Below are 20,003 nucleotides of genomic sequence, written 5' to 3' on the forward strand. Positions count from 1 at the left end.
AATATGGCTGAGTTTTCTATCATTGAAACCTATTTTAATCGACAGAAGTATACTTCAGTCGACTTAGGGGTCGGAGATGACTCAGCCGTACTTACCCCTCCTCCACAGCAACAATTGGTGATCTGCACGGACACCTTGATTGCAGGACGGCATTTTCCTCTCGATACCCCTGCCCATGCGATTGGTTGGAAATCTGTTGCCGTGAACCTTTCCGATATCGCTGCAATGGGGGCCAAACCCCACAGTATTTTATTGGCATTGAGCCTACCCCAAATTGATCATGACTGGCTGAAAGACTTTAGTCAGGGACTCTATGATTGTTGCGATCAATTTGGCGTGAGTTTAATTGGCGGTGATACCACCCAAAGCCCACATCTCACTATTTCCGTTACTGCCCTCGGCTGGGTGGATACGGGTCAAGCGGTAAAACGCGCAGGTGCTCAAGTCGGTGATTACGTTTGCGTCAGCGGGCAAATCGGTGATGCAGCCTATGGGCTTCAACATTCCGATCATGCTTTAAAGCAACGTTTAGATTACCCAACACCACGCTGCCAGCTTGGACAGCAGTTAAAAGGCCTAGCCTCTGCCATGATTGATGTCTCTGATGGTCTAGCACAGGATCTGGGACATATTCTCAAAGCCTCACACGTGGGTGCTCGACTACAATTGGAACAGCTTCCTATCGATGGCGCTCTACAGCGCGTAACACAAGTACAACAATGGCAATACGCACTCGCGGGTGGCGATGACTATGAGTTATGCTTTACAATAAGTCCGCAAAATTACCAACGGCTTTTACAACAAGAATTAGATGTAAAAATTACGGTGATTGGAACCATTACAACGTCAACAGGGCTTACATTTGAAAAAGATGGCAAAGATCATCCGCTTCAATTCCAAGGGTATCAACACTTTGCATAAACCTCCAATTCAGTTTAACCATATGTCTTGGTCGAACCGCTGTATTGTTTTTTGCGGTGTCGGTTTTGGCTCTGGTTTATTACCCAAAGCACCCGGTACTTTTGGTTCTGCCTTTGCGTTACTTTTTATCCCATTGTGGTTGAATTTAGGCTTTCTCAACTCCATATACGCCATCATCTTCATGTCGCTGATTGGCATCTATATTTGCGGTCAAACCGCCAAAGTGATGGGTGTACATGATGATGGACGCATTGTCTGGGATGAATTTGCAGGTCAATCCATTACCTTATTGCCGCTGATTTATTTCGGACAAATGAGCATCTTCTCCGCATTGATTGGTTTCTTGCTGTTTCGCCTGTTTGATGTGTGGAAGCCATGGCCCATTCGTGTCATTGACCGCCAAGTCCACGGCGGATTTGGCATTATGCTCGATGACATTATTGCGGGGCTTTGGGCAGCGCTCTGTATTTTTATATACCTCAATAATATTTCTCTGGCTTAGCGCCAGCTTGTAAGGTGTGTTATGACAACTTCTGTGATTATTCTTGCTGCAGGTAAGGGAACCCGAATGCGTTCCCAACTCCCCAAAGTGTTACAACCCTTAGCAGGACGCCCCTTACTTGGACATGTGATTAAAACGGCAAAGCAACTCAATGCCGAGCATATCATCACCATTTATGGACATGGTGGTGAACAAGTGCAACAACACTTTAACCATGAACAAATACAATGGGTCGAACAAGCAGAACAACTGGGTACGGGTCATGCTGTTCAGATGACTTTACCTGTACTACCTCAAGATGGCATTTCCCTGATTCTGTCTGGTGATGTGCCGTGTATCACACCCATAACATTACAAAAATTGCTCGATGCTTCACGTGAAACAGGGATTGGTCTCGTGACCTTAACCCTTGACGATGCCACAGGCTATGGACGCATTGTCCGTAAAGATGGACAAATTCAAGCGATTGTTGAGCATAAAGATGCCAACGAACAGCAACGCCAGATTCGTGAAATCAATACCGGCATCTATTGCGTGAGTAATGCCAAGTTACATCAATGGCTACCACAGCTCACCAACAACAATGCTCAGGGTGAATATTACCTTACTGATATTGTCGCAATGGCGCTGACCGATGGTCTTGAGGTCGCTTCGGTTGAACCTGAGATGGCATTTGAAGTCGAAGGTGTGAATGACCGCATTCAACTCGCTGCATTAGAACGCCAATTTCAGAGCTTCCAAGCCAAACAATTGATGCAGCAAGGTGTACATTTGATTGACCCGAATCGTTTTGATTTACGTGGCAATCTTAAAGTTGGTCAAGATGTGCAGATCGACATTAATGTCATCATTGAGGGCGATTGCGAACTGGGTGATTCCGTTGAGATTGGCGCAGGTTGCGTAATTAAAAACACCAAAATTGCCGCAGGCACCAAAGTACAGCCATATAGCATTTTCGATCAAGCCATTGTCGGTGAAGATACCCAGATTGGCCCTTTTGCACGTTTACGTCCAGGCGCAAAACTGGCCAATGAAGTTCATATCGGTAATTTTGTTGAAGTGAAAAACTCCAGTATTGGTCTGGGTTCTAAAGCCAATCATTTTACTTATTTAGGCGATGCCGAAATTGGTGCAAATTCAAATATTGGTGCGGGAACCATTACCTGTAACTATGACGGTGCCAACAAATTCAAAACCATTGTTGGTGATTCAGCCTTTATTGGCTCGAACAGTTCACTGGTCGCCCCTGTACGCATTGGTCATGGTGCCACTGTCGGGGCGGGTTCGGTGATTACCCGTGATGTTGAAGATCATAACTTGGCCTTTGAACGTTCAAAACAGATAGTCAAAGAAAACTATCAACGTCCACAAAAATTGAAGAAATAAGAGGATATTCCTATGTGCGGTATTGTCGGTGGCGTTGCAGAACGTAGTATTACCAATATTTTAATTGAAGGTTTAAAACGACTGGAATATCGTGGCTATGATTCGGCAGGCTTAGCACTGGTGAGTCAAGATGATATTTTACGTGAACGTCGTGTCGGTAAAGTTGCCAACCTTGAACAAGCGGTGAATGAATCACTGGTCACAGGTTCACTTGGGATTGCACATACCCGCTGGGCAACTCATGGCAAACCAACTGAAAATAATGCCCATCCACATGTCTCAGGTCATGTTGCTGTCGTGCATAACGGCATTATCGAGAACTATCAAGAACTAAAAGATGATCTTGAAGCTTTGGGTTATGTGTTTACTTCACAAACCGATACCGAAGTCGTGGCACATCTGGTACATGATGCCTTGAAGTCAACCTCTAGCCTGTTAGAAGCTGTACAAAGCGTAGTACCACAGCTTAAGGGTGCATATGCACTGGGAATTATTCACACAGATTATCCTGATGAACTGATTACAGTACGTGAAGGCTCACCACTTGTGATTGGTGTGGGGATTGGTGAAAATTTCATTAGCTCGGATCAATTGGCTTTATTACCGATTACCAACCGCTTTATTTACCTTGAAGAAGGTGACATTGCTCGCTTAACGCGTGACAAGATTGAAGTCTTTGTGAATGGGCAATTGGTCAATCGCCCAGTGAAAGAACTGGATGCAACGGTCAGCAATGCCTCGAAAGGTGAATTTAAGCATTACATGCTGAAAGAAATTTACGAACAGCCTGAAGCATTACAACAAACCATTTCTCAAGCTTTAGATGGCAATGCATTACGTGCAGATTTCCTTCAACAAGCTGAAGCGGATTTCGCCAATATTCAACAAGTGCAAATCTTGGCTTGCGGTACCAGTTATCATGCTGGCATGATTGCCAAATATTGGTTTGAACAACTGATTGATGTGCCTTGTCAGGTTGAAATTGCCAGTGAGTTCCGCTATCGCACCCCTGTAATTGTCAATAACACGTTGTATCTGTGCATTTCGCAATCAGGGGAAACTGCAGATACGCTAGCTGCACTGCGTGATACCCAAAAGCGTGCCGCAGCGAAGCATATCAATATTGTCACCATGGCAATTTGTAATGTAGCAACGTCATCGATGATTCGTGAGACCAGCCACAGTTTATTGACCTTGGCAGGCCCTGAAATTGGAGTTGCTTCGACCAAAGCCTTCACTACGCAATTGGCCGCATTGATGTTACTGATTTTAAAAATTGGTCAAATCAAACAAACCATTTCAGAACATCAAATTCAAAGCATCGCAGCAGAATTATGGCACTTGCCTAAAGTTATTCTGGATACCCTGCAAAATAACGCCTCTATCCTACGTCTTTCAGAATTGTTTGTAGAAAAACAACACTGCTTATTCCTTGGTCGCGGTACGCATTTCCCGATTGCCTTGGAAGGTGCACTCAAACTGAAAGAAATTTCTTATATTCACGCTGAAGGTTATGCTGCGGGCGAACTCAAACATGGCCCATTGGCTTTGGTTGACAATGACATGCCTGTGGTTATTCTTGCACCACAAGATGACATGTTGGATAAACTTAAATCGAACATGGAAGAAGTTCAAGCACGTGGGGGCGAATTGTTTGTCTTCGCGGATGAACATAGTGGCATTCACAGCAAAGAGCGCCAACACGTGGTTAGCGTACCAAGTATCAGTGCGACTTTAGCACCAATCGTGTATAGCATCCCTGTACAACTACTGTCTTACCATGTCGCAGTATTGCGTGGCACCGATGTAGACCAGCCTCGAAACTTGGCCAAGAGTGTGACTGTCGAATAAGAATAAAGGCTCGAATTTCGAGCCTTTTTTATCAAATAATATGAGTTAAAAATATGACCTGCCTGACCTGTTTTAAAGCTTATGATATTCGTGGCAAACTTGGCACAGAATTGAATGAAGAGATTGCCTATAAAATTGGCCGTGCCTATGGGCAAATCTATCAACCTAAAACCGTGGTGATTGGTTGCGATATCCGCCTGAGCAGTGAAGGCTTAAAACAAGCCACCATTCAAGGCTTAATCGATGCTGGCATTAACGTCCTTGATTTAGGTATGACTGGAACTGAAGAAGTTTATTTCGGTGCTTTCCATCTTGATGTACAAGGGGGGATCGAAATCACGGCCAGTCACAATCCGATGGATTATAATGGCATGAAATTGGTGCGTGAAAATGCACGCCCAATCAGTGCTGACACGGGTTTAAAAGACATTCAAGCACTGGCGGAATCAGGCGCATTTACAACTGTTGAGCACAAAGGCACAGTTGAAAGTTACAATATTCTGCCTGAATTTATTGATCACCTCCTCACCTATATTCGTCCTGAAAAAATTCGTCCACTCAAACTGGTGGTCAATGCGGGCAATGGCGCAGCAGGACATGTGATTGATGCACTAGAGCAAAAGTTCAATCAACTGCAAGTTCCTGTAGAATTTATCAAAATTCATCATGAAGCCGATGGCACATTCCCAAATGGTATTCCAAATCCGATTTTAGTTGAAAATCGTGATAGTACGCGTCAGGCGGTACTAGAACATCAGGCGGATATGGGCATTGCTTGGGATGGCGATTTTGACCGCTGTTTCCTTTTTGATGAAAAAGGGCAATTCATTGAAGGCTATTATATTGTCGGCTTATTGGCTCAAGCCTTTCTATTAAAGCAAGCCAATGAAAAAATTGTGCATGATCCTCGTTTAGTCTGGAACACCTTAGATATTGTCGATCAATATCAAGGTATTACTGTACAGTCTAAATCTGGTCACGCCTTTATTAAAGATGTGATGCGTGAGCATAATGCAGTCTATGGCGGAGAAATGAGTGCTCACCACTATTTCCGTGATTTTGCTTATTGCGATAGTGGCATGATTCCATGGTTACTGGCGATTAGCGTTTTATCTGAAACACAGCAGTCTTTGTCTAGTCTGGTTGAAGATATGATCACCAAGTTTCCATGCAGTGGTGAAATTAATTTCAAAGTTGCAGATACACAAGCCACGATTCAAAAACTGTTTGACCATTTTGCACATCAGAATCCTGAGATTGATCGTACCGATGGGGTGAGTTTAGATTTTGGCACTTGGCGTTTTAACGTGCGTGCATCCAATACAGAGCCTTTATTGCGCCTAAATATTGAAAGCCGTTTGGATCAAAATCCGCAACCAATGCAAGCTTATGTGCATGAATTAACGCAATTGATCCAAAGTTAAAAAAAGGGGAGCGATTTGCTCCCCTTTTTAAAGTCTATTTTAATCTGCATACCCTTGCGGGTTCTGTTTTTGCCAGTTCCAACTATCAGCCAACATATCTTCCAGACCATATTTCGGTTGCCAGTTCAATTCTGTCACTGCGCGAGTATTGTCTGCGAATGAGGTGGCAACATCGCCTGCGCGTCGTGGTGCAAATTCAAACGCAATCGCAATCCCATTGACTTGTTCAAAGGTATTTTTAATTTGCAAAACTGAGGCGCCTTGCCCCGTACCAATATTCCATGCACGACAGCCCGTAGCCGCTAAACGATTATTCAAGGCACACAAATGCGCATTGGCCAAATCCACTACATGGATATAATCACGAACGCCTGTACCATCTACTGTATCGTAATCTTGACCAAAAATGGCCAGCTTTTCACGACGCCCCACAGCGACTTGAGTTACATAAGGCATTAAATTATTTGGAATTCCTTGTGGGTCTTCACCTATACGACCACTTTTATGCGCGCCTACAGGATTAAAGTAACGCAATAAAGCAATCGACCAACGCTCATCTGCAATACTGAGCTTTTGTAGCAATTGTTCAACAATCAGTTTGGTATAGCCATAATTATTAGATGGCATTCCTGTTGGCATCTCTTCATTCAATGGTGAAATATTTGCCTCATCATAAACAGTCGCAGAAGAACTAAATACCAACTTAAAGACGCCAGCACGTTCCATGGCTTTGACCAAATTCAGACTGCCCGTAATATTATTATCAAAATAGGTCAAGGGAATCTGCTGACTTTCACCTACGGCTTTTAAACCTGCGAAATGAATCACCGCATCAATCGCATGCTCTGCAAAAAGTTGATCGAGTGTTTCACCATCTCGAATATCCCCCTCAATAAAATCGAGTGATTTTCCAGATAGTTGTTGTACCCGCGTCAAAGATTCAACCGAACTATTTGAGAGATTATCTAAAACCACAACCTCATGACCCGCGGTTAATAACTCAACACAGGTATGTGAGCCGATATAACCCGCTCCACCTGTGACTAAAATTTTAGCCATGTCTATTTCCTAACAAAACTTTCAGTAAACCTTGGGTCGATGTATCAAACTGGGCAATATCAGATTGCTGACCATTCAACACAGGCAATAATTGGTTGGCAATCTCTTTGCCTTTTTCTACACCCCATTGATCAAAGGGATTAATATTCCAAATGACCGACTGTACAAATACTTTATGTTCATAGAGTGCAATGAGCATACCCAAAGTCTTTGGATTTAACTCATCCACCAGCATTGTTGAACTCGGCTGATTCCCCTCATATTTTTTATAATCGGGGAGATGATCCACTTCATCCGCACTCAATGCCTGATTACCAAACGCCAATAATCTGGATTGTGCCAAACAGTTAGAAAGAGCCAAATGATGTTGCTCAATTAAAGCTTCTGCATTTTCAACATAGGTAAATTGCTTGGCATTATAACGCTGTACAGGTGCGATAAAATCACAACTGACTGCATGCGTACCTTGATGCAACAACTGATAAAATGCGTGTTGCGCATTCGGCCCCACCTCTCCCCATACAATCGGACAAGTCGAGGATTCAACTTTTTGATGATCACGTTGTAAAGACTTACCGTTAGATTCCATCTCAAGCTGTTGTAAATACGCAGCAAAATATTTTAATCGACCATCATAAGGAAGTACGGCATGGGTTTGCATGTTCAGATAGTTGGTATTCCATACGCCCAACAATCCCATCAGCACAGGAATATTTTGCTCAAACGGTGCATTTTGAAAATGCTGATCCACCAAATACGCACCCGAAAGCAATGCTTTAAAGCCATCAACCCCAATTTGCAAGGCTATCGGTAGCCCAATACAAGACCAAAGAGAATAACGCCCTCCGACCCAGTCCCATAATACAAACTGGTGATCTGGATGAATTCCCCAAGCCGTCATTTTGTCAGGTTTAGTCGACACGCCAATAAAATGACTTTTTAAGACACAGTCACGCTGCCCTAAGGTTTTCTCTAACCATAGACGAACTGTTTCAGCATTCGACAAGGTATCAATCGTACCAAAAGATTTGGAAGAGATAATAAATAAAGTGGTTTCAGGTCTTAATTGATGCAATAACTCTGAGAGTTGGCTGCCATCCATCGTCGATACAAAATGCACATTTAAAGGTTTGGCTGTTTTCACTTTAAAATCAGATAGCGCATGGGAAACCATTAAAGGGCCCAAATCAGACCCGCCTACCCCAATATTCACCACATCCTGAATAACTTCACCTGTCACACCACGGTATTGTCCTGCATGAATTTTTTCAACCAGATCATACATTCGGTCTAATTGTTCATGCACTTGTTGTGACAATTCAGAAAAAACAAAAGAATCTTGCGGTAAACGTAACGCCCAATGCATGGCTGCACGTTGCTCGGTGTAATTAATTGCCTCAACTGAAAACAAGCGATCGATCCACGCTTTTAATTGTTTTGAGTCCGCCAAGGAAACCAAGGCCTGCATCACAGACAAATTGACCCGATGCTTACTGAAATCAAAAAGTACATTTTCACAGCGTAAGCTGAAATTTTCGAAACGTTGCACATGTTCTGAAAAAAGCTGATTCAAATTAACCGCTTGCATCTGTTCGGCTAACTGCTGTAATTTTTGTTCAGCAGAACGAATGCTTTGCTTGGGAAAATTTTCGATATTTTCTCTCATACTCGACCAACTCCCTCATAGGCAAAGCCCTGTGCTTTAACATACTGAGGATCATAGATATTACGTCCATCTAGAATAAGCGGATGACGCATGAATTGCTGTAGCTTTTTATAATCAGGGCTAAAATATTGCTTCCACGCCGTAATCACACATAACGCATCAGCATCTTGAACTGCATCATAAGCATCTGAACACAAGACCAAATCTGCACGATGACCGTACTGCTTATAAATTTCTTTCAACGCCTGCGGGTCATGCAGTTTCACCTTGGCACCTTGTGCCCAGAGTGCATCCAGCATGGCATGAATTGGGGAATTATGGATACTTGAAGTATTCTCTTTAAAGGCTGCCCCCCAAATGGCAACAACTTTATTGCTTAAATCTGAATGATAATAGTTCCAAAGTTTACGGAATAAAATTTCTTTTTGCTGTTCGTTAATGTCCAAAACTTGCTGTAATAGCCGACTTTTTGCACCACTTTTTGAGACTTCACTAGATAAAGTGAGAATATCATGCGAAAAATTTTCACCACCAAAACCTGCTCCAGGTGATAAATAAGACGAGCCTATTCGCGTATCTGCGCCCATCCCCTGTTTAACATTGGCAATATCAATTCCTAACTTTTCAGCCACCATCGCCAGATCATTGATATAACTAATCCGAGTCGCCAACATGCCAGAAATACTCAGTTTGGTAAATTCTGCATCAAGAATGGGCATAAATAAATATTGATTAGGCGTGCTAAATATTGGTCGTAATAATTCTTCAACCAAAGTTTTAGCCTGTTCTTCCCCCACCCCAACAATGATATGTTTCAAATGAAGTATGCTATTAATGGCATTGCCTTCCTGAATCACATCGGGTAAATAAACCCAGTGATCTTTAGGTGAAATCGCTTTAAGTTTTTCAGTACCATTTAACCCAAAAGTTGCAGCATTAATCATCAATTTTGGATGAACAATCGGCTTTAAAGCCAATACTTTGAGTGTTTGATCTGCTAATTCACTTTCTGTCGGACTATAACAAAAGAAATAAACATCCACATTCGAAGGTAAGTCTGCCAATGAAGAATAAAGAAGTTGGCCAAGTTTATACTGTTTATCTAGACGAAAATTGACTTCTTCATCTAAGTACTGGATATGTTTTGATGTGGAAGACTCATTATTCTGATGACTACACCAATACACCTGATTGCCATACTCAGACAATAAGGTAGCCATGACACCCGCATTGAGTGTCGCACCTAATATTGCAACTTTCATCACTCACCTATAAGAAATATTTATTATTAATCACTTAATTCGGCAATTAACTGTTTAAAGTCATGTCCTAAATTAGGATGAGCAATACCATAATGTAAAACAGCCTTTAAATAGCCTAGCTTACTTCCACAGTCAAAGGTCTCTCCTTTCATTCGATAAGCTTCAACTAAATCAGTACGCTGCAACATTGCAATTGCATCGGTCAACTGGATTTCATGTCCTGCACCTTTAGGTGTTTGTTCCAACAACTGCATAATTTTGGCTGGCAGAATATACCGTCCCACAACGGATAAATTCGAAGGAGCCGCCCCTACAGCAGGTTTTTCTACAATGCCCTGCATGGCAATACTTTCACCTTCTGCAGGAGAGCTTGCAACATCCACAATACCATATTGATCGACCATATGATCAGGAACTGCTTCAACCATGATTTGTGCAGCTTGCACAGCTTCATAACGCTGAATCATACAGGCAAGATCATTTTGATTTGATTTTGCTTTAACCAATACATCTGGCAATAGAACTGCAAAATCATCATCACCAATAATACTTTTGGCACAAAGCACAGCATGACCTAGACCTAAAGGTTGTGGCTGACGTACACTCACCACACTCACATGCGCAGGTAAAATTTCAGTAATTTCTTTTAGCAGACCAGTTTTATTTTTCTGTGCTAGGGTCGTTTCAAGTTCAAAATTTCGATCAAAATAGTTTTCTATTGAAGATTTCGAAGAATGAGTCACTAAAATAATTTGTTCAATTCCAGCCTCTACGGCTTCACGTACCACATACTCAATAGCAGGACGATCAACAACAGTAACCATTTCCTTAGGAATAGACTTACTTGCGGGTAAAAAACGTGTACCTAAACCGGCCACTGGTAGAACTGCTTTTTTAATCATGCGGCTAACTTTATTTAACTAACAATTAATACTGTACTTCATCTTTTTTTGGCGAACCTGAAAAACGACTTGCCCCTACTAACTGATCTGGTGCGTTAATCCCTTCTTTTTTCAACATAACCAGAACTGTTTTTACCATAATTTTAAAGTCTAACAAAATATTATGGGCCTCTACATATTCCACATCTAATTCGAATTTCTCTTCCCAGCTTAAATTATTTCGCCCACTCACTTGAGCAAGACCTGTCATCCCAGGTCTGACCTCATGGCGACGCATTTGTCTTGGCGTATAGTGCTCCATAAAATCAGCAAGTTGAGGACGTGGTCCAACAATACTCATATCACCTTTTAAAACATTAATAAGTTGAGGCATTTCATCTAGAGTAGTAGAACGTAATTTCTGCCCAAAAGGCGTAATACGGGCCTCATCGGGTAAGAGATTTCCATCCTTATCTAAAGCATCTTTCATTGACCGAAACTTAATCATTTTAAAAGTTTTTCCGTCTTTGCCTGGTCTTTCTTGGAGAAAGAAAATTGGAGAACCTAAGTTTTTACGTACTTTTAAAGCGACTAAAAGAAAAACTGGAAATAGCAACAAAAGCGCTATAGAAGCAATGATAATATCAACCAATCTTTTCATAAGAACCATTTAAACCCATGATTTCGAATAATCTATTATTTACTTGTTCAGCATCAAACTTTTGATGAGCCATTTTCATACTTTCTAGCCCCATAAGATTTATTTGAGATGGTGCCTCAATAAAAAAACACATTTTTTCTGCTAGTGCCTCGGCATCCCAACAAGGAACAATAAAGCCATTCACGCCATCAACTACCGTTTCTCTACATCCTGGAACATCTGTTGTAATAACAGGACGTCCTATAGCCATAGCTTCTTGTGTACTTCGTGGTACACCCTCTCTATAAGATGGAAGTACAAACACACTTGAGTTAGCGATCCAGTCTTTTACATTAGAAACATGACCAGGATATTCAAATAAGCCTTCTGCGATCAGTTCATCTAGCTGAGACCTCGACAATGCTCCCATATTCTGCGTGTCTAAGCCACCCAGTATTGTAAACTTCGTATTAGGATGTTTATGTTTTACAAATTTAATTGCATCAATAAATTCAAATATACCCTTTTCTTTCAACAAACGCCCAATAAATAAAAAATTTACAGGATCTATTGGAGCAAGACTATAACTATAATCTTTCAAGTCTAAACCGATGCCACCAAGAATGTGTACATTTTTGACTGGTAGATTATAGGTATGTATAAGATCTTTTTCATCATCAGAATTCAAAAAAATCATATCATCCAATCTTGGGAAGGCTAAACGATATAATAAAACCTGAATGTTACGAATCAGTTTCGTCTTAGTGCTTTGGCCTTCTGGTTGGTCTGTAAAAGTGTAACCGAGTCCTTCAAGCATACCAATAATATGAGGAACCCTTGCAAAACTTGCTGCTAGTGTTCCATAAATCACAGGTTTAGCAAAATATGAAAAAACGATATCTGGGTTAATTTTTTTTATTTTACGAACAAGTTGATATGTTGAGGCAATATCAGCAAAAGGGTTTAACCCCCCACGACTTAATTGATAAGTAACAGGTTCAGCACCTAAGGCTTTAATTCTTTCTAAACAGTCTTCTGTATATTCAGAAGTGAAAGCATATATTTGGTGGCCATTTGCTACGAGAGATCGTATTAAATCAGCGCGAAATCCATAGAAACTTGAGCCAGTAGTCCCTATAAGTATAATTACTTTCTTATTCATCAGATTTCACTGCCAGAGCTAAATTATTCCTCGCATTTTCAAGCTCGTGAGACGATATAAAATTATCATTTCTCCTCTTAACTAAATAGCCTTCCTTACCTAAATAAAATAAAATATTAACTATATTTTTTTTAAATAAATTATTAAAACTTGCTTTTAAGTAATAAATAGAGCCAATATTTTCTTTGAATTTCTTATATATATAGCCCGTAGTTTTATACGATAATAAAAGTTTTTCTTTAGTAATATTACCCACTTCACGATAGTATAATAATGGTTCAGGCAATACATGAACTTTTAAATCTTTATTTAAAATTGAACGAAGCCATAATTCATAATCCTCAGCACGCTCTGACTGCTCATCATACATGTTTCTAAGATACCAGTTTTTCTTAGCAAGAATAGTTGGGTGTGCAATTTGATTATTACCTCTCAATAACGATTGAATGGTCACAGGAGAATCTATTATTCTCTTTCCAACTATATTATTATTTATATCAATTGAGTACAATGATGAAGAGACCAAATCATATTCATTATTTTTTAAAAAATCATATTGAACTCTTAATCTATCAGGGTGCATAATATCATCTGCATCCATTCGAGCAATAAATTCATATTTAGATAAAGAAATAATCTGATTGAGTCTAGTTGGTAACTTTAAATTCAAACCATCTGATATCACTTTTATACGACTATCTTTTCTTTCAAATTCTTTTGCAATTTCAAGAGACCTATCAGTAGAACCATCATCAACTAAAATAAGCTCCCACTCTTTAAAACTTTGATTAATTACAGACTGTATAGCGTCAGATAAGAATTTTTCAGCATTATAGATAGGAATTGCAACACTCACTCCATCTTTTGAATACATTTAAAACACCTCGAATATCGGATTGATCTGATAAGGATATAATTCACCAAATCTCATGGTTATTATTAAGAAATAAAATATAGAGAAGATAACAAATAAAATATTAATAAAAATATTATTATATTTTTTTAAAACATATGGAATTAAAAAAATACACATACTTGTAAAATAATATAATATTCGTTGTGGGCCAGATGGATCTGTACCTAAAAAAGCGACTGGAAAAACCAAAGCCAAACCGCACAAGAGAATTTGCTCAGACCTATTAAATACTACATCCTCATTCCTAAATCTCTTACCAGTAACAAATACAAAAAAACCAATTAATGCAAAAAATAGTAATGTAATATACCCACCGGCCTGATCAACTTCCCTAGTATAATTATCATAACGACTATTTCCCTTAGCTAAATAACCTATTAGAATTTGACTAATCAAAGTAGAAAATATAAAACATACTAATACTTTATACTCGATTTTAATTTTTAAATTAACCAAAAAATATATAGGAACCATTACCAAGGCAGATACATGAAACATAGCAGCAAAAATAATTATTATAAAATAAGAAATTATCCGCTTTTCAATCAAATAAGGTAAGCTAAAAAAACATATTGCCATAGCAATACCTTGCCTAAGCCCATTAAAAAAAAATGTATAAAAACCAAATGTAACAAATATTAATATAGAGTAATAATAGTTTATAGATAGTTTCTTTATAGTTAATAAATATGCTGGAATTACAAATAAAGAGGATATAAAAAATAACCAAAAGTAATTATGTGTAAAATTTAAAATAATAGAATCGAGCAATTGATACCCATATTCTATATCTGGATCAAATCCATATCTGTAAGGATCATAATTAAAATCGTAGGCTAGAGTATAAGTTTTGCTATCTGTCCCAATATTATTACTCCTTAGTGATGGCAATAATATTAAAAAAAGAGATGGAACGATAATTGCCTTACGCGACAATTTCTTACTTTCAATAAAAGTAATAAACATCACAAAAAACAAAACAATTAAGTAAGGTATCATCTATAAAACATCCATCTATCTTAAAATAACCATTTTATATTTTTCCGCATAACAAAATAATTATATAGATAAAAATATTGAGATTCATATACTTTGATCTTTATAAAAAATTTTGATTATTTCTCATAAATATCTAACCATTGTTGGAAAATATTTTCTTTTGAAAAATTTTCTTTTACATACTCTTTTTGAGATATTAAAGAATTATTTTTTTCCTGAGAATTTAAAAAATTAATTGCTTTTTCGATACTTAAAGCCAATTCATTACAATCAGATATATTTGCAAGAAAAGGACTATCTCTTAAAATCTCATCAACCCCTTCACACTTTGTTGATACAACAATATTTTCAGCCATAATAGCTTCAACAAGTACTGTTGGTAAACCTTCAAATTTTGATGAAAGAACAAAAATATCTGCCATACTCAGTAATTCTTTAATATCATCTCTTCCTCCTAAAAAAATTATTTCATTTTCTAAACCATATGTGCTCACCATTTTCTTTAATTCTGTATCAAGCGGACCATTCCCAACAATAAATTGCTTAAAATTATGAATTCCTTGTACTTTTAAAATAGATATTGCTTTAATTAAAATTGGGTAATCCTTTGCTTCTTTTAAAGTTCCAACTGAAATTAATACAGTAGTATTTTCTAATTCAAAATTCTTCCTATACTTATCTCGGCTAATTTCACAAAAATCATAACTTAAAATATCAATTACGTTATAAACTCTACGAATATCGTTTTTTCTTATATAATTATTATCTATATACTTTTTTACAGCAGCATCACTCACATTTGTATTAATATCAGCCAAAAAATTAGTATATTTATAAATTTTCATAAAAATACCTCCACCTTCATTTGAACTATGTGCGGATGAAATTAATTTTTTCATCGGCGTAATTGTTCTAAGCAATCGAGTGATGACATTTGCATGTAAGCAGTGACTATGTACAACATCTGGATCAAGTTGATTAATTAAATATCTCAAGTCAATAAAAGATTTAAAAAAATTTCTTTTAAAATCTAGAAATTGAATATTCATATCATTAGTTTCCATACCTGAAATAGGTAATAAACTTACAATATGTATTTCATGTCCTTTTTTTTCCATTTCATTGGCAAGGTTCATTAAAACTCTTTCAGCCCCGCCTATCCCGAATTGAGTAATAATGTAAAAAATTTTCATTTAAAAAACAAATCCTTGACTGCTTTAAGGTATGTATATGGTATAATTAATTTTACGAAAAAAACAAATGTTTGTAAGGTAGTTATTGAATGATCCTTTTTTAATTTTTGTATTTCAATCAAAGCATTTCGTTTGTCATACCAAAGATAGTAGTTCAACCTATCTAATTCTAAAGTAGTTACTGCTTGTGCATAAAACTCAGAGTCTTGATATTTATTTATTAGCTTAATTCTTTCGTTAAAAATTATTTTTCGATTTTTTGTTATATTTTCATCATGATCTCTATACGAAGCCAAAATATTATCTATACACATAACATTCCACCCCATATGAGTTAACTTTAATAAAATATCTAAATCCTCTAACTTTGTATCAGTTGAATATTTTCCCACCAAATTTACTGCTGCTAATTTTGTAATCTGTGTTGGAGCATAAAGTGTGTAATTTCCAGTTAAGATTTTTTTAAAATCAACTAGCTCATTTCTCACTTTAAAAATTTTTCTTAACTTATTTTCATGATTTATTGACTTTATACTCCCATACAAAGCTACGATTTCTGGATGCTTATTTAAATAATTTACTTGGATATCAATTTTATCTTTTTCAATCATATCATCAGAAGCAATAACAGAATAATATTCTCCTTGGCACCATTCAAGGGCCTCATTTAAGGTAGTACACAAGCCTTTATTCGATCGATTTTTAAATTCGAATCTAATAAATCTTTCTTTACACTGATTCACTAACTTTTGAATTTTTTTAACAGATTCATCTTTTGAACCATCATCAATGATGATAAGTTCAATATTTTGATAGGTTTGATTAATCACACTTTGGATACAGTCTTGAACGAAATTTTCATGATTATAACAAGGTATAACGACAGAAACTAAAGGCTGATTTTTATCAGTCATACTGCACCCTTTTCTTTTAAACTTTTAAAAACACAAATACTCATGACAAACCAGTACACTCCATAATTAATTAAGTGAGCTATAGAGACTCCTTCAAATCCAAATATATGGGTGCACAGATAAGTTAATAATATTGAAGTTATTGCAAATAAAATTTCCGTTGTTACAAATAATTTGGTCATAGTCTTACTTAACATTAGATATGCAAGTATCCAGCTACCAATTTTTAAAGAATCGCCTATCATCTGCCAAAAAAACAGATCACGCATCGGCAAAAAATTTTTAGTAAACAAAATACCTATAATCCAATCTCTGAGAAAATATACAACTAGACTACCTATAGCAGCCAACGGAAATATATATTTATATCCCAAGTAAACTTCTGACTTAATTTCCCCAATTCTTGATAGTTCTGAAAGTCTCGGTAAATAATATACACTCAACGTTGTAGTCACTAACATGAGATATGCTGCACTTAGACGTATCATCGCTTCCCAGTAGCCAGCATAAGTTACCCCGTACTCGTGTGTGAGGTAACTTCGAATGACTATCTGAGAAAGTGGAACACAGATAGCGCTAACTAAAGCCATAAGAGCAAAAGCTACAAATTTTTTAGCAATAGCTTTATCTATTTTTCCGAATAGATATGACACTTTAAACCAATCAGCTTTGTAACATAAAAATAAAGTTATTAAGAAAGCTAGAGACTGATAAATTGAAAGAGCAACTAAAGCACCATACAAACCATATTTTATTGCTAAAAAACTCGTGACAGCTAAAGAAAAAATACTGCCTACAATATTTGCAATAACTAACCTTAAAACTTCTTTTTTTCCATTTAAAATAGCCAAAAAAAGTGCATTAAAGGTAAATAATGTTAAGAATATAGCAAACCAAACAAAGACTGCTTGATAAAGTTCAGTATGGAAAATATAAATTGAAAGTTGTTTTTGAAAAATTAGTATAATTAGTGAAAAAATTAAGCTAAAAAGTAAGACGATACTTCCCGCTGTTTTCCATATATTTCGTTGTTTGGTTTCATCTTCATAATACTCTGCTGTATATTTAATAACTGCAGTATTAATTGCACTACCAGCGAAAGTTGTCACCATTTGTATAAAATTTTGAAACTGCCCAATAGCCGCATAACCAGCTGGACCAACATAAATAGCTAAAATCTTATTTAAAATAAACATCGTGGCCGTTTTAATTAAAACAGCCACGCCATTTAGTACACTTGTTTTTAGTAAATTCATTTTAGACTTTAAAATTATTACAAATCTGAATTACTTTCTCAGCCTCTTCCACGCTTAGTGTAGGACCAATAGGTAAACTCATCACTTCAGCATGAATCTCCTCAGATATAGGATAACTTAAGTCATTCCATTCTTTATAAGCCTGTTGCTTATGAGGTGGGATAGGATAATGAATTAAAGTTTGTACACCCTGTTCAGCCAAGTACTTTTGCAAAGCTTCACGATGCTCAGTACGAATCACAAATAAATGCCAAACGTGTTGCTGATACTCTTCAGCATTTTTCTGGGCTAAGGGTAATTTGATTAAAGGATTGACTATATGCTGCAAATATAATTGAGCAATTTTACGGCGATGAGCTATTTCTTGATCTAAATATTTTAATTTAATATCTAGCATGGCAGCTTGAATTTCATCAAGACGACTATTTACACCAGGCACTAAATTTTTATATTTCTCATGAGAACCATAATTACGAAGAGCACGTAACATTTGTGCAAGTTCTTCATTATTAGTGGTTACAGCGCCAGCATCCCCTAATGCACCTAAATTTTTACCAGGATAGAAACTGAAACCAGAAGCATCTCCCCAGTTTCCAGCTTTTATTCCATTAATTTCAGCACTATGTGATTGAGCTGAATCTTCTAAAACAAATAGATTATATTTATTGGCAATTGCCATGATTGCAGGCATTTCTGCTAATTGCCCATATAAATGAACAGGTAAGATTACTTTCGTTTTTGGAGTAATTGCAGCCTCAATCTTGCTTGGATCGATATTATAAGTATTAATATCCGGTTCAACTAAAACTGGAGTTAGGTTATTTGCAGTGATTGCTAAAATACTTGCAATGTATGTATTTGATGGGACGATTACTTCGTCACCATCATTTAGTTTCCCCAACTCTTTCCATGCTCGAAGCGTAAGAATCAAGGCATCTAAACCATTTGCAACTCCAATTGCAAATTTTACTCCACAATACTCCGCAAAGTTTTTTTCAAATTGAGCTAGCTCATTTCCGCCTATGTACCAGCCAGAGTCTATGACACGAGTACAAGCCTCAATGAGTTCTGTACGATATTGACTATTTATACTTTTTAAATCTAAGAAAGGAATCATTATTTCACATAGCCTTTAATAATTGCAGGATTTCCTACTACAATTGCATTTTCCGGAACATCTTTAGTTACTACTGCGCCTGCACCAACCAATGCATTTCGACCAATTCTTATGCCCGGTAAAATGGTAGCATTACCACCAATACTTGCACCTTGTTCAACTATAGTTTTTAGAAACTCATCGGGGTATTGCTTTGAACGGGGAGTCTTATCATTTGTAAAAGTAACGCTAGGACCAACAAAAACGTTATCTTCTAATGTAATCCCATCCCATACATATACACCTGATTTAATTGTGACGTTATTACCAATTTGCACATCATTTTCAATCATAGTGTGCGCACAAATATTACAATTTTCTCCAATAACCGCTTGTGGGAAAATCACACTATATTGCCAAACTTTTGTTTTTTGACCAATATTTTTAGATTTAACATCGGATAATGGATGAATATAAGGCTGATTTACTACACGCAGAAACTCATCGTAATTTCGAATATAATCTTGCTCTGTAAAATGTTCACTTGCTAAAACGAGTAATACACAATCTTCTGAAAAATCATGCATTTCACGCCAGATCAATCCTTTAATAACCAAACCTTGGGTCGGGTTATCTAAAACAACTTCTTCTTTAGTAGAACCATTATCCAGAATAAATCTACAGCTACCTTTCAAACATATTGCAACTTGTTTTAAATCAATATGAGCATGAAAGCCACGCGGTTTTTGTGACGTATTAAAGATGTAATACAAACGTTTTACATCAAAAGGAATTGACTGATTAGACTCAATCGCAACTAAACCACCTCGTTCATCACCAAAACTCGGCAAGTCAATTAATTTTACAAAGCTCAT

At 37.3% G+C, this 20,003-nt stretch carries 18 protein-coding genes; 5 read left to right on the forward strand and 13 right to left on the reverse strand.

The genetic code is table 11. The features are described from left to right. Positions 1-3 precede the first annotated feature (3 nt). The 5 genes from thiL to E0H87_RS14630 are packed head-to-tail and all read left to right on the forward strand — an operon-like array spanning position 4 to position 6,084. Positions 4-921, forward strand: coding sequence for a thiamine-phosphate kinase (gene thiL / locus E0H87_RS14610; protein ID WP_131324260.1), 918 nt, complete (start codon positions 4-6; stop codon positions 919-921). Continuing rightward, positions 872-1,423, forward strand: coding sequence for a phosphatidylglycerophosphatase A (locus tag E0H87_RS14615; RefSeq protein WP_131324261.1), 552 nt, complete (start codon positions 872-874; stop codon positions 1,421-1,423). The genes thiL and E0H87_RS14615 overlap by 50 nt, the downstream gene beginning before the upstream one ends. Before the next feature lie 21 nt (positions 1,424-1,444). Further along, positions 1,445-2,809: a bifunctional UDP-N-acetylglucosamine diphosphorylase/glucosamine-1-phosphate N-acetyltransferase GlmU gene (glmU, locus tag E0H87_RS14620; RefSeq protein ID WP_131324262.1), complete on the forward strand. Its 1,365-nt coding sequence runs from the start codon at positions 1,445-1,447 to the stop codon at positions 2,807-2,809. Between the two features lie 12 nt (positions 2,810-2,821). After that, positions 2,822-4,660 carry a glutamine--fructose-6-phosphate transaminase (isomerizing) gene (glmS, locus tag E0H87_RS14625; protein ID WP_131324263.1) on the forward strand — a complete coding sequence of 613 codons (1,839 nt, stop codon included), beginning with the start codon at positions 2,822-2,824 and terminating at the stop codon, positions 4,658-4,660. A gap of 53 nt (positions 4,661-4,713) precedes the next feature. Further along, complete coding sequence (locus E0H87_RS14630) at positions 4,714-6,084, forward strand: phosphomannomutase CpsG (protein ID WP_131324264.1); 1,371 nt, start codon at positions 4,714-4,716, stop codon at positions 6,082-6,084. A gap of 39 nt (positions 6,085-6,123) precedes the next feature. On the opposite strand, the gene galE is transcribed toward E0H87_RS14630, so the two are convergent. From galE to E0H87_RS14695, 13 genes are all read right to left on the reverse strand, one after another. Beyond that, on the reverse strand, positions 6,124-7,143 hold the full coding sequence (gene galE, locus E0H87_RS14635) for a UDP-glucose 4-epimerase GalE (protein WP_131324265.1): 1,020 nt from the start codon (positions 7,141-7,143) through the stop codon (positions 6,124-6,126). Beyond that, positions 7,136-8,809 (reverse strand): glucose-6-phosphate isomerase, encoded by a 1,674-nt coding sequence (gene pgi / locus E0H87_RS14640; RefSeq protein WP_131324266.1) that lies wholly within the window; start codon positions 8,807-8,809, stop codon positions 7,136-7,138. The genes galE and pgi overlap by 8 nt, the downstream gene beginning before the upstream one ends. After that, positions 8,806-10,071 carry a nucleotide sugar dehydrogenase gene (locus E0H87_RS14645; protein WP_131324267.1) on the reverse strand — a complete coding sequence of 422 codons (1,266 nt, stop codon included), beginning with the start codon at positions 10,069-10,071 and terminating at the stop codon, positions 8,806-8,808. The genes pgi and E0H87_RS14645 overlap by 4 nt, the downstream gene beginning before the upstream one ends. Positions 10,072-10,097: 26 nt before the next feature. Next, the gene (gene galU / locus E0H87_RS14650) at positions 10,098-10,973 is read right to left on the reverse strand and encodes a UTP--glucose-1-phosphate uridylyltransferase GalU (protein WP_131324268.1); all 876 of its coding nucleotides are present in this window, start codon (positions 10,971-10,973) and stop codon (positions 10,098-10,100) included. Positions 10,974-10,998: 25 nt separating this feature from the next. After that, positions 10,999-11,613, reverse strand: coding sequence for a sugar transferase (locus E0H87_RS14655; protein WP_131324321.1), 615 nt, complete (start codon positions 11,611-11,613; stop codon positions 10,999-11,001). After that, positions 11,597-12,754 (reverse strand): glycosyltransferase family 4 protein, encoded by a 1,158-nt coding sequence (locus tag E0H87_RS14660; RefSeq protein WP_131324269.1) that lies wholly within the window; start codon positions 12,752-12,754, stop codon positions 11,597-11,599. Before E0H87_RS14660 ends, E0H87_RS14655 begins: the two co-directional genes overlap by 17 nt. Next, positions 12,747-13,628, reverse strand: coding sequence for a glycosyltransferase family 2 protein (locus E0H87_RS14665; RefSeq protein ID WP_131324270.1), 882 nt, complete (start codon positions 13,626-13,628; stop codon positions 12,747-12,749). The genes E0H87_RS14660 and E0H87_RS14665 overlap by 8 nt, the downstream gene beginning before the upstream one ends. Beyond that, positions 13,629-14,669, reverse strand: coding sequence for an EpsG family protein (locus E0H87_RS14670; protein ID WP_131324271.1), 1,041 nt, complete (start codon positions 14,667-14,669; stop codon positions 13,629-13,631). 116 nt (positions 14,670-14,785) lie between these two features. Next, positions 14,786-15,862 carry a glycosyltransferase gene (locus E0H87_RS14675; protein WP_131324272.1) on the reverse strand — a complete coding sequence of 359 codons (1,077 nt, stop codon included), beginning with the start codon at positions 15,860-15,862 and terminating at the stop codon, positions 14,786-14,788. After that, positions 15,859-16,776: a glycosyltransferase family 2 protein gene (locus E0H87_RS14680; RefSeq protein WP_131324273.1), complete on the reverse strand. Its 918-nt coding sequence runs from the start codon at positions 16,774-16,776 to the stop codon at positions 15,859-15,861. The genes E0H87_RS14675 and E0H87_RS14680 overlap by 4 nt, the downstream gene beginning before the upstream one ends. Continuing rightward, positions 16,773-18,032: an O-antigen translocase gene (locus tag E0H87_RS14685; RefSeq protein WP_131324274.1), complete on the reverse strand. Its 1,260-nt coding sequence runs from the start codon at positions 18,030-18,032 to the stop codon at positions 16,773-16,775. Before E0H87_RS14685 ends, E0H87_RS14680 begins: the two co-directional genes overlap by 4 nt. Position 18,033: 1 nt before the next feature. Then, positions 18,034-19,149, reverse strand: a complete 1,116-nt coding sequence (locus tag E0H87_RS14690) for a DegT/DnrJ/EryC1/StrS family aminotransferase (RefSeq protein ID WP_131324275.1) — start codon at positions 19,147-19,149, stop codon at positions 18,034-18,036. After that, a complete protein-coding gene (locus E0H87_RS14695; protein ID WP_131324276.1) occupies positions 19,149-20,003 on the reverse strand; it encodes a WxcM-like domain-containing protein in 855 nt (284 codons plus the stop codon). Before E0H87_RS14695 ends, E0H87_RS14690 begins: the two co-directional genes overlap by 1 nt.

It is taken from the genome of Acinetobacter sp. ANC 4178, from assembly GCF_004331175.1.
Lineage (GTDB): Bacteria > Pseudomonadota > Gammaproteobacteria > Pseudomonadales > Moraxellaceae > Acinetobacter.

Coding starts and splice junctions, on each gene's coding strand:
- galU (WP_131324268.1), bottom strand. CDS start 10,973: ATGATTAAAAAAGCAGTTCTACCAGTGGCCGGTTTAGGTACACGTTTT.
- E0H87_RS14645 (WP_131324267.1), bottom strand. CDS start 10,071: ATGAAAGTTGCAATATTAGGTGCGACACTCAATGCGGGTGTCATGGCT.
- E0H87_RS14690 (WP_131324275.1), bottom strand. CDS start 19,149: ATGATTCCTTTCTTAGATTTAAAAAGTATAAATAGTCAATATCGTACA.
- E0H87_RS14680 (WP_131324273.1), bottom strand. CDS start 16,776: ATGACTGATAAAAATCAGCCTTTAGTTTCTGTCGTTATACCTTGTTAT.
- E0H87_RS14665 (WP_131324270.1), bottom strand. CDS start 13,628: ATGTATTCAAAAGATGGAGTGAGTGTTGCAATTCCTATCTATAATGCT.
- glmU (WP_131324262.1), top strand. CDS start 1,445: ATGACAACTTCTGTGATTATTCTTGCTGCAGGTAAGGGAACCCGAATG.
- pgi (WP_131324266.1), bottom strand. CDS start 8,809: ATGAGAGAAAATATCGAAAATTTTCCCAAGCAAAGCATTCGTTCTGCT.
- E0H87_RS14675 (WP_131324272.1), bottom strand. CDS start 15,862: ATGAAAATTTTTTACATTATTACTCAATTCGGGATAGGCGGGGCTGAA.
- glmS (WP_131324263.1), top strand. CDS start 2,822: ATGTGCGGTATTGTCGGTGGCGTTGCAGAACGTAGTATTACCAATATT.
- E0H87_RS14695 (WP_131324276.1), bottom strand. CDS start 20,003: ATGAGCTTTGTAAAATTAATTGACTTGCCGAGTTTTGGTGATGAACGA.
- E0H87_RS14670 (WP_131324271.1), bottom strand. CDS start 14,669: ATGATACCTTACTTAATTGTTTTGTTTTTTGTGATGTTTATTACTTTT.
- E0H87_RS14655 (WP_131324321.1), bottom strand. CDS start 11,613: ATGAAAAGATTGGTTGATATTATCATTGCTTCTATAGCGCTTTTGTTG.
- E0H87_RS14660 (WP_131324269.1), bottom strand. CDS start 12,754: ATGAATAAGAAAGTAATTATACTTATAGGGACTACTGGCTCAAGTTTC.
- E0H87_RS14685 (WP_131324274.1), bottom strand. CDS start 18,032: ATGAATTTACTAAAAACAAGTGTACTAAATGGCGTGGCTGTTTTAATT.
- E0H87_RS14615 (WP_131324261.1), top strand. CDS start 872: ATGGCAAAGATCATCCGCTTCAATTCCAAGGGTATCAACACTTTGCAT.
- E0H87_RS14630 (WP_131324264.1), top strand. CDS start 4,714: ATGACCTGCCTGACCTGTTTTAAAGCTTATGATATTCGTGGCAAACTT.
- galE (WP_131324265.1), bottom strand. CDS start 7,143: ATGGCTAAAATTTTAGTCACAGGTGGAGCGGGTTATATCGGCTCACAT.
- thiL (WP_131324260.1), top strand. CDS start 4: ATGGCTGAGTTTTCTATCATTGAAACCTATTTTAATCGACAGAAGTAT.